The sequence below is a fragment of the Bradyrhizobium sp. OK095 genome (assembly GCF_900109945.1).
Lineage (GTDB): Bacteria > Pseudomonadota > Alphaproteobacteria > Rhizobiales > Xanthobacteraceae > Bradyrhizobium.
The window spans coordinates 36809-53476 of record NZ_FOBX01000018.1; the positions used below are offsets into that span (position 1 = coordinate 36809).

Here is a 16668-nt window from a genome sequence, read left to right on the forward strand (position 1 = left end):
TCACCAATTATCCACTCCGGGAAACTACCGCGTCGGAACCGGACTGCGCCTGCCGTCGATCTGTGCGGCCTCAGCCGGCGCCGCCGCCCGGCTCCAGCGCCTCGCCCATCTCCAGCGGATGCGCCATGGTCTCGTGCAGCGCGTCGCGGTCGAGCTCGCCTTCGGAGATGCTGATGACGACGCAGGCGACGCCATTGCCGATCAGATTGGTCAGCGCGCGGCATTCGCTCATGAACTTGTCGATGCCGACCAGGATCGCGATCGACTGGATCGGGATGTCAGGCACGATCGAGAGCGTCGCGGCGAGCGTGATGAAGCCGGCGCCGGTCACGCCCGAGGCGCCCTTCGAGGTGATCATGGCGATGCCCAAAATGCCGAGCTCCTGCCAGATCGTCAGATTTGTGTTGGTCGCCTGCGCCAGAAACAGCGTGGCCAGTGTCATATAGATGTTGGTGCCGTCGAGATTGAAGCTGTAGCCGGTCGGGATGACGAGGCCGACCACCGAGCGTGAGGCTCCGAGATGCTCCATCTTCTGGATCATCTGCGGCAGCACCGTCTCCGACGACGAGGTGCCGAGCACGATAAGGAGCTCGTCCTTGATGTAGGCGATGAAGCGCAGGATCGAGAAGCCGGCGAGCCGCGCGATCGAGCCCAGCACGATCAGCACGAACAGGATGCTGGTGAGGTAGAACGTGCCGATCAGCGCGGCGAGGTTGATCAGCGAACCGAGGCCATAGGCACCGACGGTGAACGCCATCGCGCCGAAGGCGCCGATCGGTGCCACGCGCACGATGATGCGGATGATGCCGAAGAACATCTTCGCGGCCTTGTCGATCGCCTCCGCAATGGGCTCACCGGCCTTGCCGAGGAAGGCGATGGCGAAGCCGGACAGGATCGAGACCAGCAGCACCTGCAACAGGTCGCCGCGCGCGATCGCGCCCACATAGCTGTCGGGGATGATCGCCATCAAATGGGCGACGATGCCGTCTTCATGCGCCTTGGTGACGTAGGTCGCCACTGATTTCGGATCGATGGTGGCGGGATCGATGTTGAAGCCGCGCCCGGGCTGGAGCACCTCGCCGACCAAAAGGCCGATGGCGAGCGCGACGGTCGAGACCGTCTCGAAATAGATCAGCGATTTCAGCCCGACCCGGCCGACCCGCTTGAGGTCGCCCATCGAGGAGATGCCGTGCACCACGGTACAGAAGATCACCGGTGCGATCATCATCTTGATCAGCGCGATGAAGCCGTCGCCGAGCGGCTTCAGGGTCTTGCCGAGATCGGGATAGAAATATCCGATCAGCACCCCGAGCGCGATCGCGATCAGCACCTGGACGTAGAGGATCTTGTACCAGGGCTGGTGCCGGCGATGGATAGCTGGCTGGATCGCAATCTGTGTCATAGTGTGTGCCCCGGAACGCATTGATTTTGCAAGATTTGATGATTTGCATCATGTGATGACCGCCGCAGAAGCGACAATCACAATTTTGTCGGATCGCACGAAGATCAATCGCTGCATTGCAGCGGGGGGAACATGACGGCCGCAACAGGCTCGGACGAGCAAGCACAAAGCTATTTTCCGCGCTGGAAGCTCAAGACCTCAGGCGTGATCATGCCGGAGGAGCGGATGTCATGGGGTCAGACTATCGTCTCCGGTCTCCAGCATTGCGTCGCCATGTCGGGCTCGACGATCATCGCGCCGCTGCTGATGGGGTTCGATCCCAATGTCGCGGTCCTGTTCTCCGGCATCGGTACGCTGATCTTCTTCGTCATCGTCGCGGGGCGCGTGCCGAGCTATCTCGGTTCGAGCTTCGCCTTCATCGCCGTCGTCCTCGCTGCCACCGGCTATGCCGGGCATGGGCCGAACCCGAATCTCTCCGTCGCGCTCGGCGGCATCGTCGGCGCCGGGGTGTTGTACGGCGTGATCGCGCTGATCGTGATGTGGTCGGGCGTCGGTTGGGTCGAGCGCCTGATGCCGCCGGCGGTCACCGGCGCTGTGGTCGCCGCGATTGGCCTCAACCTCGCGCCCGTGGCGGTCAAGGCGGTAAGTGCCAACGCATTCGACACCTGGATCGGGCTCGCGACCGTCCTGATCATCGGCGTGGTTGCCGTTGCAGCGCCGGGCCTGTGGCGCCGCCTGCCGATCATTCTCGGCGCGATCGGCGGATATCTTTTGTATTTGCTGTTCGCCAACGGCCTCGGCTTCGGCAAGCCGGTCGACTTCACGCAACTCTCGTCCGCGCCGTGGTTGGGCATGCCGAGCTTCACCACGCCGACCTTCCAGGTCGATGCCATCTTTCTGATCGCGCCTGTTGCGGTCATTCTCGTCGCCGAGAACCTCGGTCACATCAAGGCCGTCGGAGCCATGACGGGCCGGAGCCTCGATGCCTATCTCGGCCGGGCCCTGTTCGCCGACAGCCTCGCGACGATCGTGGCGGCCTGCGGCGGCGGCACCGGCGTCACGACTTACGCGGAAAACATCGGCGTGATGGCGGCGACGAAGGTCTATTCGACCTTGCTGTTTGCCTTCGCCGCCACCGTGTCGGTCCTGCTCGGCTTCTCGCCGAAATTCGGCGCGCTGATCCTGTCGATCCCGGGTCCCGTCATCGGCGGTCTCTCGATCGTGCTGTTCGGATTGATCGCCGCGATGGCGGGTCGGATCTGGGTCGAGAACAAGGTCGACTTTGCCAACCCTGCAAATCTGATCACCGTCGCCGTGGCGCTGACCGCGGGCGCGGGCGATCTCACGCTCAAGTTCGGCGCGTTCACGATCGGCGGGATCGGCACGGCGACCTTCGGCGCCATCATCCTCTACCAGATCCTGAGCTCGCCTCTGGCGCAGCGCGCGGAATGAATCCCAGCGATGCACTGATGGATGGAACAAAACGCCGGTTCCACCGATGATGAGGTATTCCGGAGAAAGCTCATGCCACAGACCTCGACCTCGTTTCCCTCGCGCCTCGTCGGCCAATACGCGCTGGTGACCGGTGCCTCACAAGGCATCGGCCGCGCTGTCGCCATCCGCCTGGCCCAGGAAGGCGCGACCGTCGCCATCAACTATTTCGGTCATCCTGAGGGAGCGGAGGAGACACTCGCGCTTGCACGGACCGCATCGGGCGATCGCGGTCACGGCAAGCTCGACCATATCATCGTCAAGGCCGATGTCGGCAACGAGCAGGAGATCGCCGCGATGTTCGAGACGATTTTGGCGCGCTGGAAGCGCCTCGACTGTCTGGTCAACAATGCCGGCTTCCAGCGGGAATCGCCGAGCGAGGAGCTCGATATCGAAACCTACCGCCGCATCATCGACGTCAATCTCAACGGCGCGGTGCTCTGCGCGCAAAAGGCGCTCGCGCATTTCGTCGCGCGCGGGGCAGGCGGCAGCATCATCAACTGCTCCAGCGTCCACCAGATCATTCCGAAGCCGGGCTATCTCGCTTATTCGGTCAGCAAAGGCGGCATGGCCAATCTGACGCGCACGCTGGCGCTCGAATTCGCCGGCCGTGGCATTCGCGTCAATGCGGTCGGCCCCGGTGCGATCGACACGCCGATCAACGCGGCTTGGACCGGCGCCCCCGAAAAGCGCGGCGTCGTCACCAGCCACATTCCATTGGGCCGCGTCGGCACGCCGGAAGAGATCGCCGCCGTGTTTGCCTTCCTCGCCTCCGACGATGCGAGCTACATCACCGGGCAGACCATCTACGCCTGCGGAGGCTTGACGCTATTCCCCGAGTTTCGCGACAACTGGGCGAGCTAGAACTCGCCGCCGAGGCCGACATAGGCGGTGTGCTCGGTGCCCCCACCATTGCCGTAGCCGCCGACCACGCTCAGCGGCATGGCGGTGTTGAGGCGATGCGCGAAGCCGAAACCAAAGCCGCCTTCGCCGTGATAGACGGAACCGCGCATCTGCCAGGTGGTCTTGCCGGGGGCCGACGGCATTGGTGCGCTTGCGGTGGCGACCGCCGCCGCGATGCCACGTCGCGCCTCGGTGCGATTGTCCCAGATCTGCGACTGCAGCCCGGAGAGCTGCGACTGGAAGCCCGAAGACATTCCGCTCAGCTGGCTCATGTTGACGGCGTCCGTCGGGTTGATGCCCGCGGCGACGTTGGTCAGCCGGCGCTCATTGCCGGCGGTGCCGAACGACACTGTATTGGCGGCGCTCGCCACCGAATTTGCGCCGATCGCGACCGAGTTTGCCCCCAGCGCCTGCGCCCCGGCGCCAAAAGCACTCGCAGTCGCGCCGTTGGCAACGCTGTTTGCGCCTGTCGCCGTCGCGTTGATTCCGATCGCCTGGCTGGCAGAGCCCGTCGCGGTTGCGAAATCGCCGGTCGCTCTCGCGAAGAACCCCGTTGCGGTTGCCTGCAGGCCGTTTGCAGCGCTGGCAGAGCCGACCGCGGTCGCGATGTCGCCGGTCGCGTTGGCCCCACTTCCGAGCGCGCTGGCACCGTTTCCGGTGGCAAACGCGTTGCCGCCGATCGCCGTGGCAATGATGCCGGTTGCAGTGGCGGCCTGACCGACCGCCGTCGCGGCGTTGCCGTTCGCAGTGGCTTGTTCGCCGAAGGCTGACGCAGCATTGCCGTTCGTGTTGGCTTGGCTTCCCACTGCTGTCGCGTCACCCGGGGGACCGTTGTTCACGCCGCCACCTGCGGCGTAGTCGGCCGCCGCAGCCTCTTTAGGCACTAGCAACGGGGTCGCGGCGGCGGCGAGGACGAAACTCGCCGATATCAGGCGGTGGATGAAACTCGCGCGGCGCGTCTTCCCGGGATTGCGATGATGTGGATCGTTTGGTCCGCGCAGCACCCTGAATGACATCGTTCGAACGCCCCATTTGTTATTCCGCGCACGGTGCGGAAAGCGCGATCGGGGCGCATCAACCGTTGGGTTGAAGGCGGATCAATGCCGCCGGGCCACAATTGGTTTATTGCGGTGTGTTGCAGATTTGCCGCCAACTTTGTCGAGCCGGGGAACCGGCACCGGCGTTCCAGGATGCATCTCGGCAACAGCCCGACGAAAAGCAGCCGACGGAAGCGGGGAACGCAGTGGCCTCAACCGAATGGTTGATGTGCGTCGCTCAATCTCGCTCCACCGTCTTTGGATATGGCACCCGCGGAAGCATATCGATCTGGTGAGAGACAGAACCCGTTCGCGAAGCCATTGCGTTGGTTGGGTGCGGCGCTGGGACTCCTGATTTTGGGGGCCGTCACGACGTCAGCGCAGCAGACGCCGCCGCAGCCCCATCAGGCGCCGCCGCAACAGCAGGCCGCACCCAAGCCCGCGAACATCGACCGCAATGGCGTGCTGATGCTGATACGCTCCACGCTGCTCGCGCTCGACCATGCCAACAGGACCGGGAATTACACCGTGCTGCGCGACCTCGGCGCGCCCGGCTTCCAGGTCAACACCGCTGCAAAGCTCGCGGAGATTTTTGCCAAGCAGCGCGGCGACAAGCTCGATCTTTCCGGCGTTGCCGTCATCGATCCGCAACTGTCGCTGTTGCCGCAGATCGAGCCGAACGGATTGCTGCACATGGCAGGATTTTTCCCGTCGGTGCCCTCGCAGGTGAATTTCGAGCTGATGTTTGCGCCGGTCGAAGGACAATGGCGTGTGTTCGGCGTGTCGTTGTCGGTCGGTCAGTCCGCTCCGGTAGCGCCGACCGCGCCTGAAGCTGTGCCGAGCAAGGCCGTCGTCTCGCAGAAACAGCCGGCGCCGGCGAAGCCCGGCGTGCCTGCGAAATAGCCGGTCATCCTCAACGCAGCGATCGTCTGCCGTTTCGTCGCGTAACGTGCGTCTCGACATTCGTGCACGTGAAATTTGCAGTCGTCGTGAACCCTGTGGTTGGTCGTTACTGAAGGTGCCTATGCCTTGCATGTTTTTGGAATGATGGAAGTTGGCCGTGACATCTGAAGCTGCTCTGCTGTCAGAGCTGATCGGTCTCGTTTACGACGCGGCACTCGATCCCACCCTGTGGCCACGCGCCCTGGAGCAGGCCTGCGTATTCGTCGGCGGCTCCTCTGGAGTCCTGTTCTGGCACGACGCGGCCACCGAGCAAACCGCGGTGCTGCACCTCTTCAATGAAGAGCCGAACTACACCAAGCTCTATCTCGAGAAATATCTCTCCTTAAATCCGTGCTTTCCCGCGGCGACTTTCTGCGAGGCCGGTCTCGTCTATGCATCCACCGACTTCGTCCCCTTCGAGGAGATGGCACAGACGCGCTTCTATGAAGAGTGGATGAAGCCGCAGGGCATGATCGATGCGCTCGGGTCGAATCTGGAGAAGGGGGCAACCAATTCATCGATTGTCAGCGTCCGGATGCATGAGAAGGACGGCCTGGTCGACGTCGACTCCCGCCGCCGGTTTGCACTGATCGTTCCGCATTTCCAGCGCGCCGTCTCGATCGGGCGGCTGTTCGATCAGAGCAAGGTGGCGCAGGCGGTTCTGACCCAGACCCTCGACAACGTCACGGCCGCCGTCTTCCTGGTCGGCCCGAGCGGGCGCCTGGTCTTTACCAATGCGCCGGGGCGCGCTTTGCTGGACGAGGCCTCGCTGCTGACCGAGAGGAACGGCGCGTTGGCGGCGGCCGCCCCCGAAGCGCAGCGGGCCTTGCGCGAAGCGCTCGCGGCCGCTGAGAACAGCAGCGCGACGGTTGGCGGTGGCGGCCCGATTCCGCTCTCGGCGGCGCTGCCCGGCCGCTGGTTTGCCAATGTGCTGCCGCTGACCTCCGGCGACCGGCAGCGCACCGGCACACTGCATTCCGCCATGGCCGCGGTTTTCGTCGGCAAGACTTCTCCGGCAAGCCCGCCGCCGCTGGAGGCGCTGGCAAAGCTCTACAAGCTCACGGCCAGCGAGATCCGCGTGATCGATGCCGTCATGAAGGTGAGCGGCGTGAAGGCCCTGGCCGACCTGCTCGGGCTGACGCAGGCCACCGTCAAGACCCATCTTCACAACGTCTTCCGCAAGACCGGCACCGCACGGCAGAGCGAGCTCGTGAAGCTGATCGCCGGCTTCGAGCTGCCGGCGCGGGAGTGATCTGGCAAAACGGGCCGGCGCGAACTACATCTGCGGCATGACAAATACTCCGTTGGTAAATCGATCGCTTGAGGATTTCGTCGGCCGGCACGAGCGTCTGTTCGTGTTGACCGGCGCCGGCTGCAGCACCAATTCGGGCATTCCCGATTACCGCGACAGCGACGGCAATTGGAAACGGACCCAGCCGGTCAATTTCCAGGCCTTCATGTCGGAGGAGCATACGCGCCAGCGCTATTGGGCGCGCAGCCTGATCGGCTGGCGGCGGTTCGGCCAGGCGCGCCCGAACGATGCGCATCATGCGCTTGCCCGGCTCGAGGCGGGCGGGCGCTGCGAGATGTTGCTGACGCAGAATGTCGACCGGCTGCATCAATCCGCCGGCCACCGGCAGGTGATCGATTTGCATGGCCGGCTGGATCTCGTCCGCTGCATGGGCTGCGGGGCGAAGACGCCGCGGAGCGAATTCCAGGATCGTCTCGGCCGCGCCAATGCGGAATGGCTGACGCTCGATGCCGCGGATGCGCCTGATGGCGACGCCGATCTCGAGCATGCGGATTTTTCGTCGTTCAAGGTGCCTCCTTGCGAGGCCTGTGGCGGCATCCTCAAGCCCGACGTGGTGTTCTTCGGCGAGAACGTGCCGCGTGAAATCGTCGCCACCGCGCAGGACCATCTGTCGCAGGCCGATGCCATGCTGATCGTCGGCTCCTCGCTGATGGTCTATTCCGGATTCCGCTTCGTCCAGGCCGCCGCGAATCGAAAAATCCCGATCGCCGCGGTCAATCTCGGGCGCACCCGCGCCGACGATCTGCTGACGCTCAAGGTCGAGGAGCGCTGCGAAGCGGCGCTTGCATTCCTGCTCTGACAGGCGGGCTTATCGAGCACTCCCCTATCGCATAGGTGCCACGCAAAGGGGGCGGACGGCTTCACCATTTGCGCCGTCGCTGGTATGAAAATTGCTGCAATTTCGACCCCAGTCTGACGATCAGCACGGAGAATTCTGGAATGCTTGAGGGAGCCGAGGTGCGGCTTGCCGTTGATATCGGCGGCACGTTCACCGACATCGTGCTGGACGTGGGCGAAGTGCGCAAAACCCGCAAGGTGTTGACGACGCCGCAGCGCCCCGAGCAGGCGGTGCTGGATGGAATGCGTCTCATTCTCACCGACGCGCATGCGCATATCAGCGATATCGACGTCTTCATTCACGGCACGACGCTCGCGACCAACGCCATCATCGAGCGGCGCGGCGCCAAGACGGCGCTGATTGCGACCGAGGGCTTTCGCGACGTGCTCGATATCGGCACCGAGAGCCGTTACGACCAGTATGATCTCACCATCGACAAGCCGAAACCCCTGGCGCCGCGCAGCCTGCGCTTCACCGTGCCCGAGCGCATCGATGCGCATGGCGCTGTCCGCCTCCCGCTGGACGAAGCGTCAGTGCGCGCACTCGCGCCGAAATTGCGTGAGCTCGGCGTCGAGAGCGTCGCGATCGCCTTCCTGCACTCCTACGCCAATCCCGACCATGAGCGCCGTGCGGCTGCGATCCTCGCCGAGGAGATACCCGGCATCTCGCTGACGGTGTCATCGGCCGTCTGTCCGGAGATCCGCGAATATGAGCGCACCTCCACAGCGGTTGCCAACGCCTATGTGCAGCCTCTGATCGACGGTTATCTCGCCCGCATGGCGGATGCGTTGCAGGTCGAACAATACCGTGGCGCTATCTATCTGGTCACCTCGGGCGGCGGCGTCACCTCGATCGAGACGGCGCGCCGCTTTCCGGTGCGGCTCGTCGAGTCCGGGCCTGCCGGCGGCGCCATTTTCGCGGCGCAGATCGCAGCGCGGCTCGGTGAGCGCAAGGTGCTGTCCTTCGACATGGGCGGCACCACTGCAAAAATCTGCCTGATCGAAAACTATCAGCCCGAGACTTCGCGCGTGTTCGAGGTCGATCGTGCCGCACGCTTCCTCAAGGGCTCCGGCCTGCCGGTACGTATTCCCGTGATCGAGATGGTCGAGATCGGCGCCGGTGGCGGCTCGATCGCGCATGTCGATGCGATGAAGCGCGTCACCGTCGGTCCCGAGAGCGCGTCGTCGGAGCCGGGACCTGCCTGCTATGGTCGCGGCGGCCAGCGTCCGGCCGTGACGGATGCGGACGTTGCCCTCGGCATGATCGATCCCGACGCCTTTGCCGGTGGCACGATCAAGCTCGACCCCGAGCTCTCGAAACAAGCGCTGCTGCGAGCCGTAGGCGAACCGCTCGGTCTGTCGGCGGAAACCGCGGCCTATGCCGTGCACGAGGTCGTCTGCGAGAACATGGCGAGCGCGGCGCGCGTGCATGCGGTCGAGCGCGGCGAGATCGTCGGCCAGCACACGCTGATCGCCTTCGGTGGCGCAGCGCCGCTGCATGCAGCGCGCGTTGCCGAGAAGATCGGTGTCTCCCGGGTGATCGTGCCGTCGAATGCCGGCGTCGGCTCGGCGGTCGGATTTCTGGCCGCGCCCATCGCCTATGAGCTGGTGCGCAGCCGTCACGTCCGGCTCGACGATTTCGACACCGAAGCGGTGTCCGGCCTCTTGCAGGAGATGGCGACCGAAGCGCGCGCACTGGTCGAGCCTGGCGCTGCCGGCGCGCCGGTACGCGAGCGCCGCGCCGCCTTCATGCGTTATGTCGGCCAGGGCCACGAAATCACGGTCGAGCTGCCAAACCGGCCGCTGACATCGGCCGATCTCGCCGGCCTGCGCCAAAAATTCGAGGCGGATTATTCCGCGCTGTTCGAGCGCGCGATCCCGGGCGCGGCGATCGAGGTGTTGAGCTGGTCGGTGCTTGCTACGACGGACGCGCGTAATCCATCTGTTGTCGCCGCGGTGACGCGCAAGCCTGCGGCAAAAGCCTCGGGCAGCCGAAAATTCTTCGACGGCCGGGCGGGCGAAGTAATCGAGATTCCGCTCTATCGCCGCGAGGACATGGCGCCGGGCGCGACCATTGCGGGTCCGGCGGTGATCGCCGAGGACGAGACCTCGACCTTCGTCTCCAACAGTTTCGATGCGCATATCGACGGTGCCGGCAGCATCGTCATGGAACGGAAGGCGGCCTGATCATGAGCAACGCAAATGGCGCGAGCCTGATCGACCTTCAGATCATGTGGCACCGGCTGATCGCCGTGGTCGAGGAGCAGGCGCAGGTGCTGCTGCGCACCGCCTTCAGCCCGATCGTGCGCGAATGCGGCGACCTCTCGGCCGGCGTGTTCGACCTCAGGGGGCGGATGCTGGCGCAGGCGGTGACCGGCACGCCCGGTCACGTCAACTCGATGGCGGAATCGGTCAAGCACTTCATTCATCGCTTCCCGCTGGAGACGATGAAGGAGGGCGACGCCTACATCACCAACGATCCCTGGATGGGCACCGGCCATCTCAACGATTTCGTCGTCACCACGCCTTGCTTCAAGGACGGCAAGGTCGTCGCGCTGTTCTCCTGCACCAGCCATCTCATGGACATCGGCGGTATCGGCTTCGGCCCTGATGCCACCGACGTGTTCATGGAGGGGCTCTACATCCCCATGCTGAAGCTGATCGACCAGGGCGTCGTCAACGAGACGTTGATGGCGATGATCCGCACCAATACGCGGCTGCCGATCGATACCGAGGGCGACACCTATTCACTCGCCGGCTGCAACGACGTCGGCTGCGAGCGGCTGGTCGAGATGATGACCGAGTTCGGCATCGACACGCTTGATGGGCTCGGCGACTACATCTGCGACCGCTCGCGCGAGGCGGTGCTCGCCGAAATCGCAAAGCTGCCCAAAGGAACATGGTGTAACAGCATGGTCGTCGACGGCTACGACGCGCCGGTGACGCTGGCGGCGACGCTGACGATCTCGGATACCGGCATCCACGTCGATTTCGACGGCACCTCGGCCGCATCGAAATTCGGCATCAACGTGCCGCTGTCCTACACCACGGCCTATACCGTGTTCGGCCTCGGCTGCGTCGTCGCCTCGCAGATCCCGAACAATGCCGGCTCGCTCTCGCCGCTGACGGTGTCGGCGCCTGCGGGCGCAATCCTCAATGCGCCGAAGCCCGCGCCGGTCGCCTCGCGCCACATCGTCGGCCAGATGCTGCCCGACGTCGTGTTCGGCTGTTTGCGTCAGATCATTCCCGAGCGCGTGCCCGCGGAAGGCACCTCGTGCCTGTGGAATCTCAACGTGCGCGGACAGACCCGCAGCGGCGTCGGCGGCAATTACGGCTTCTCGATGACAGTCACCAGCAATGGCGGCACCGGCGCGCGCTTCAGCAAGGACGGCTTGTCCGCGACGGCCTATCCCAGCGGTGTGCGCGGTACACCGGTCGAGATCGCGGAGACGCAGACGCCGCTGATCTTCTGGCGCAAGGAGCTGCGTCCGGATTCCGGCGGAGCAGGGCGCACCCGCGGTGGCCTCGGCCAGATCATCGAGGTCGGCACGGGCATCGATGCGCCGTTCGACATCCTGGCGGCGTTCGATCGTATCGAGCATCCGCCGCGCGGCCGCGATGGCGGCCGGAACGGCGAGGCCGGCTATGTCGGCCTCAAGTCGGGACAGAAGATGCGCGGCAAGGGTTTTCAGACCATTCCGGCCGATGACCGGCTGGTGGTGATGACACCGGGCGGCGCCGGCATCGGCGCGCCGGGCGAGCGTGATCGCGCGGCGGTCAAGGACGACGTCGAGAGCGGGCTCGTCTCGTCGGACAACGCGGCCGGGGTTTACAGCTACGCGCGGTGACGAAAAAGATCGTCCCGGCCTTGTCGGCCGGGACGATGGCTTGATTGTTCGAGCTTATGCGGCCTTCTTCCGCGCCTGCTCGGCCTTGTAGAGCTCGAACTCCTCGGCGATCGCTCTTGCGACCGAGGGCCGCTGGCGCAGGCGCTCGTAATAGGCCTTCACGTTCGGCCATTTCGCGAGCTCGATCGGCGGCGTTGCCATGGTCCAGTTGATGACCGTGACGAGATAGGCGTCCGCGACGGTGAAGTGGTCGAGCAGGAACTCGCGGCCTTTCAGGTGGTTTTCGACATAGTCGAGCCGCGACAGGTTCTTCTCCAGTGCATAGGCCTTGGTTTCCTGCGGCGCCTTGCGGTCGAGCACGGGGATGAACAGGCCCTTGTGCAGCTCGGTGCCGATGAAGCAGAGCCATTGATGCAGCCGCGTGCGGTCGATGCCGGGTCCGGTGCCGAGACCGGATTGCGGAAACCGATCGGCGACATATTGCAGGATCGCGGCATTCTCCGTCAGCACCACACCTTCATCGGTGCGGAGCGCCGGCACCAGGCCGATCGGATTGATGGCGCGGAAGTCGGAGCCGTTCTTCAACACGGTCTTGGTCGGAGAATCGACTTCGAAGAAGTTTGCATCTGCGCCAGCCTCGTACAACGCGACGCGGGTCGCCATCGAACAGGCGAGCGGCTGAAAATAAAGATCCATCTGGTGCCTCCTTGGCGAATTCCTGGGTGTCTCTTTGAGTCTCGCTCAACCTGGCCAGATTGATTTTTGTACTATCTTGCATAATATAATGCCGGTCAAGGATTGTTTGCGAAATGGTACAAAAATCGAAACCGCCAGCTGCTGCCAACGAACCCAAGCGTCGCGGCGAACCCGAGCGTCGCGGCGAACCCGAGCGCCGCGGCGAACCCGAGCGCCGCGGCGAACCCAAGCGCCGCGGTCGTCCGCGCGCCTACGAGCCCGAAATCGCCCTCGGCAAGGCGCTGGACCTGTTCCGCCGGCAGGGCTTTGCCGCAACTTCGCTCGACGATCTCAGCGAAGCCACCGGCATGAACCGGCCGAGCCTCTATGGCGCTTTCGGCGACAAGCGCGAGCTCTACATCAAGAGCTATCAGCGCTACCGCGAGGAAGCCCGCGCATCGATGCTCACGATCTTCCGCGAGGAGATGCCGCTGCGCCAGCGGCTGGAGCGCATCTTCGCCTCCGCGCTGAACATTTATCTCTCCGGCGAAACCGGTCCGCGCGGCTGCTTCACGGTGGTCACCGCGGCGTCCGAGGCGGTGAGCGACCCGGAGATTCGCGCCATGGTGCTCGATGGTCTGTCGGAGCTCGACAAGGCGTTTGCAAATTGCTTCCGCAAGGCGAAGGAGAAGGGCGAGCTGCCGGAGAGTGCCGATCCGGCCGTGCTGGCGCAGCTTGCATCAGCAACGGTGCACTCAATCGCCATCCGCTCGCGCGCCCGCGTGTCGCGCAAAGATCTGGAGGCGATCGTGAAAGGCGCGATCGATGTGATGGTGGGGGCGGGGTAATCTCGTGCCGAGGCGAGCGCGTGGCACCATATCCGGGAAATTCTTCGAGCTAAGCACGCTAACGGGCCGACAGCGAATCAACCAGAAGCTTTATTTTTATTGGTCTACCTTCATTCGGGTGTACGATTCCTGAATCGAATCACCTTCGGTCGGGGCGACAATCTCGTCGATAGAATGACGATGGTGCGGGTCGAAGACCTGCCCGGGGCTGGGGCTGCCGTCATGCCACGCATTCTTGTTGTCGATGATGATCCTTTGATTTGTACGAGCGTTCGCGCTTGGCTGGAGAGCCGGGACTTCGAGGTTATCGTCGCTTACGGCGCCGAATCTGGTCTTGATGCTCTCGACAAGGCGCCGATTGATTTGATGGTCATTGATATTTTCATGCCACAGATGCGCGGCTTTGAATCGATCCGGTTATTCCGGCAGCGCGCGCCAACGGTACCGCTGATCGCTATCTCCGGATATGTCTTCGCTGAACGACGAGCGCCGGCTCCGGACTTCCTGAGCATGGCGCTTGAACTTGGGGCCACGCGCTGTTTGCGCAAACCCTTCAAGCCGACAGAACTGCTCGCCGTCATCGCCGCGTGTTTTCTGGAGCAGGGTGGCCGGAGGACGGAAGCCGTTGGCTGACGACTTTCAAACCGATGTTTCGCTTCCCGAGGGTACGAACGCGCGGTGGCTGCGTGCCGTCGTCGAGACGGCCGTCGACGGCGTGATCCTGATTGACGCGAGCGGCAGGGTCCTGATGTTCAACCCGGCGTGCGAGAAGCTCTTCAAATACCGGTCTGATGAGGTCGTCGGGCAGAACGTCAAGATGCTCATGCCTGGGCATTATCGTCAGGAACATGACCGTTACCTCGACAATTTTGCGAAAACCGGCAAGCGCAAGATCATCGGCAGCGGCCGTGAGGTGCTCGGCCAGCGCAAGGATGGATCGACGTTTCCGATGGACCTGTCGGTCGGCGAAGCAAAGCAGGACGACGGATCAATTTTCGTCGGCATCATCCACGATCTTACCGAACGTGAAAGGGCCGAGCAGGCGCTGCGCGAAAGCGCTGCGCGGCTCAAGGCGGTCGTGGATACCGCTGTGGACGGGGTCATTCTGATCGATGCCCGGGGACGCATCATCATGTTCAATCCCGCCTGCGAAAGGTTGTTCCAATACAGCGTTGACGAAGTCATGCATGAAAACGTCAAGCTGTTGATGCCATCCTCGTACCGAATTGAACACGACGGCTACATCAGGAATTTTCTGGACAGCGGCGAGCGAAAAATTATCGGGATTGGCCGTGAGGTGGTAGGCCAGCGCAAGGACGGATCGACGTTTCCGATGAATCTCTCGGTCGGTGAAGCAAAGCAGGACGGCGAGTCCATCTTCGTCGGCATCATTCACGATCTGACGGAGCGTAAGCGGGCCGAGCAGTCCGTTCATGACAGCGAGCGGAGCTTCCGGTTATTGGTTGAGGGCGTCGCAGACTACGCAATCTACACGCTCGATCTCGAGGGGAGGGTGACGAGCTGGAACAGCGGCGCCGAGCGGATCAAGCAATTCACTGCGGCGGAAATTCTCGGCCGGCATGTTCGCGAATTTTACACCGAAGACGAACGTCTGAGCGGCGAGCCCGAACGCAACCTGGAAACGGTGCGGCGAGAGGGCAGGTATGAGGTCGAGGCTTGGCGCGTGCGCAAGGACGGCAGCAAGTTCTGGGCGAGCGTTGTCGTCGATGCGATCACGAACGAGCAGGGCCAACTGCTCGGATACGCCAAGATCACCCGCGACATCAGCGAGCGACGCCGTGCCGAGCAGGCTATCCACGACGCGGGAATGCGCATCAGTACGGTGGTCCAAACCGCCGTGGACGGCGTGATCTGGATCGACGCGGCTGGGCTCATACAAATGTTCAATCCGGCATGCGAGAAGCTCTTCGGTTATCTGGCTGAAGAGGTGTTCGGGCAGAACGTCAAGATATTGATGCCCGCTCCCTATCGTGACGAACATGATCGCTATCTGGACAATTTTCACCGCACCGGCCTCAAGAAGATCATCGGAAGCGGCCGCGAAGTGGTCGGTCGGCGCAAGGATGGATCGACATTTCCGATGGACCTGTCGGTCGGCGAAGCCAAGCAGGATGGCAAATCGATCTTCGTCGGCATCATCCACGATCTGACCGAGCGCAAGCGCACCGAAGAACAGTTGGTGCAGGCGCAGAAGATGGAAATGGTTGGACAGCTCTCGGGCGGGATCGCCCACGACTTCAACAATCTCTTGACCGTCATCGTCGGCAATGCCGAATTTCTCAGTGAACAGCTCAAGCCACGGCAGGATCTACGGCAGCTCGCCAACGACATCGGCCGAGCCGGCGACCGCGGCGCAGAACTGACGCAGCGGCTGCTCGCATTCAGCCGCCGGCAAATCCTCCGCCCGATCGAGATCGACAGCAACCAGCTGCTCGATGGCATGCAAAAGATGCTGCGGCGGGCGTTACGTGAAGACATCGAGATCAATACCAGTTTCGATCCTGGTCTCGCGCTTGCCTACGCAGACCCTGCCCAGCTCGAATCAGCAGTCTTGAATCTTGCGGTTAACGCACAGGATGCCATGGCGTCCGGCGGACGTCTTACGATCACGACGGCTAACGCGTCGTTGGACGATCATTATAAGTCCCTTCATCCCGAAGTGATGCCGGGCGAGTACATCATGGTTGCCGTCACCGATGACGGCGAGGGAATGCCGAAGAATGTGCTCGAGCGGGTGTTCGAGCCGTTCTTTACGACCAAGGAGGTGGGCAAGGGCAGCGGATTGGGTCTCAGCATGGTCTACGGTTTCGTCAAGCAGTCCAGCGGACACGTGTCCATCTATAGCGAGCCCGGGCTTGGCACCACCGTTCGAATATACTTGCCGCAGGTATCTGCGAAATTGCCGACGTCATCCGGGCCGACCCAGATGGATGAGGCCTTGCTTCCGAAGGGGACTGAAACCGTGCTGGTCGTCGAGGACGATCCGTTTGTTCGATCCTACGCAGTCATGAGATTGCAGAGCCTCGGATATTCGGTCGTGGCCGCCGTCGATGGCAAGGATGCCCTCGACAAGCTCAGAACCGATATTCGCGTTGACGTCCTGTTCACCGATATCGTGATGCCGGGCGGAATCAATGGCTGGAACCTTGCCGAACTCGCGCAGCAGATGCGACCGGGACTGCCGGTGCTTCTGACGTCGGGCTATGCGCTGGAAACCCTCATCAAGCACGGTCGGCATCGCGAAGGAGCGGTCGTTCTCACCAAGCCCTATCGCAAGGCAGATCTTGCGCTTCGTCTCCGCGAGGTTCTGAAAGCGCCGCCTCCAGTCACGCCGTCTCCGCCCTAGTTCGGT

Annotated in this window: 13 protein-coding genes; 10 read left to right on the plus strand and 3 right to left on the minus strand. The window is 63.3% G+C overall.

Translation table 11 applies throughout. From position 1 onward, the window contains the following. Positions 1-70 precede the first annotated feature (70 nt). Positions 71-1402 (minus strand): dicarboxylate/amino acid:cation symporter, encoded by a 1332-nt coding sequence (locus tag BMW89_RS33250; RefSeq protein ID WP_092034562.1) that lies wholly within the window; start codon positions 1400-1402, stop codon positions 71-73. 132 nt (positions 1403-1534) lie between these two features. Between BMW89_RS33250 and BMW89_RS33255 the strand changes: the two genes are divergently transcribed. Further along, positions 1535-2854 (plus strand): solute carrier family 23 protein, encoded by a 1320-nt coding sequence (locus BMW89_RS33255; RefSeq protein WP_092034563.1) that lies wholly within the window; start codon positions 1535-1537, stop codon positions 2852-2854. 72 nt (positions 2855-2926) lie between these two features. Continuing rightward, positions 2927-3757, plus strand: coding sequence for an SDR family oxidoreductase (locus tag BMW89_RS33260; protein WP_092034661.1), 831 nt, complete (start codon positions 2927-2929; stop codon positions 3755-3757). On the opposite strand, the gene BMW89_RS33265 is transcribed toward BMW89_RS33260, so the two are convergent. Continuing rightward, positions 3754-4812: an adhesin gene (locus tag BMW89_RS33265; protein ID WP_092034564.1), complete on the minus strand. Its 1059-nt coding sequence runs from the start codon at positions 4810-4812 to the stop codon at positions 3754-3756. The two genes, BMW89_RS33260 and BMW89_RS33265, sit on opposite strands and share 4 nt — an antisense overlap. A 285-nt stretch (positions 4813-5097) precedes the next feature. Here BMW89_RS33265 and BMW89_RS33270 point away from each other — a divergent pair, with 285 nt between their 5' ends. From BMW89_RS33270 to BMW89_RS33290, 5 genes are all read left to right on the plus strand, one after another. Further along, complete coding sequence (locus BMW89_RS33270) at positions 5098-5736, plus strand: hypothetical protein (protein WP_502686411.1); 639 nt, start codon at positions 5098-5100, stop codon at positions 5734-5736. 157 nt (positions 5737-5893) lie between these two features. Beyond that, positions 5894-7027: a helix-turn-helix transcriptional regulator gene (locus BMW89_RS33275; protein WP_092034662.1), complete on the plus strand. Its 1134-nt coding sequence runs from the start codon at positions 5894-5896 to the stop codon at positions 7025-7027. A gap of 37 nt (positions 7028-7064) precedes the next feature. Further along, a complete protein-coding gene (locus tag BMW89_RS33280; protein ID WP_092034566.1) occupies positions 7065-7886 on the plus strand; it encodes an NAD-dependent protein deacetylase in 822 nt (273 codons plus the stop codon). A gap of 140 nt (positions 7887-8026) precedes the next feature. Further along, positions 8027-10111, plus strand: a complete 2085-nt coding sequence (locus BMW89_RS33285; protein WP_092034567.1) for a hydantoinase/oxoprolinase family protein — start codon at positions 8027-8029, stop codon at positions 10109-10111. Positions 10112-10113: 2 nt separating this feature from the next. Beyond that, positions 10114-11772 carry a hydantoinase B/oxoprolinase family protein gene (locus tag BMW89_RS33290; protein ID WP_092034568.1) on the plus strand — a complete coding sequence of 553 codons (1659 nt, stop codon included), beginning with the start codon at positions 10114-10116 and terminating at the stop codon, positions 11770-11772. A 54-nt stretch (positions 11773-11826) separates the two neighbouring features. Here the strand turns inward: BMW89_RS33290 and BMW89_RS33295 are convergent, their stop codons facing one another. Then, a complete protein-coding gene (locus BMW89_RS33295) occupies positions 11827-12468 on the minus strand; it encodes a glutathione binding-like protein (RefSeq protein ID WP_092034569.1) in 642 nt (213 codons plus the stop codon). 113 nt (positions 12469-12581) lie between these two features. Here BMW89_RS33295 and BMW89_RS33300 point away from each other — a divergent pair, with 113 nt between their 5' ends. From BMW89_RS33300 to BMW89_RS33310, 3 genes are all read left to right on the plus strand, one after another. Beyond that, positions 12582-13295 (plus strand): TetR/AcrR family transcriptional regulator, encoded by a 714-nt coding sequence (locus BMW89_RS33300; protein WP_092034570.1) that lies wholly within the window; start codon positions 12582-12584, stop codon positions 13293-13295. A 222-nt stretch (positions 13296-13517) separates the two neighbouring features. After that, positions 13518-13928 carry a response regulator transcription factor gene (locus BMW89_RS33305; protein WP_092034663.1) on the plus strand — a complete coding sequence of 137 codons (411 nt, stop codon included), beginning with the start codon at positions 13518-13520 and terminating at the stop codon, positions 13926-13928. Then, positions 13921-16662, plus strand: coding sequence for a hybrid sensor histidine kinase/response regulator (locus tag BMW89_RS33310; protein WP_283805341.1), 2742 nt, complete (start codon positions 13921-13923; stop codon positions 16660-16662). Before BMW89_RS33305 ends, BMW89_RS33310 begins: the two co-directional genes overlap by 8 nt. Positions 16663-16668 lie beyond the last annotated feature (6 nt).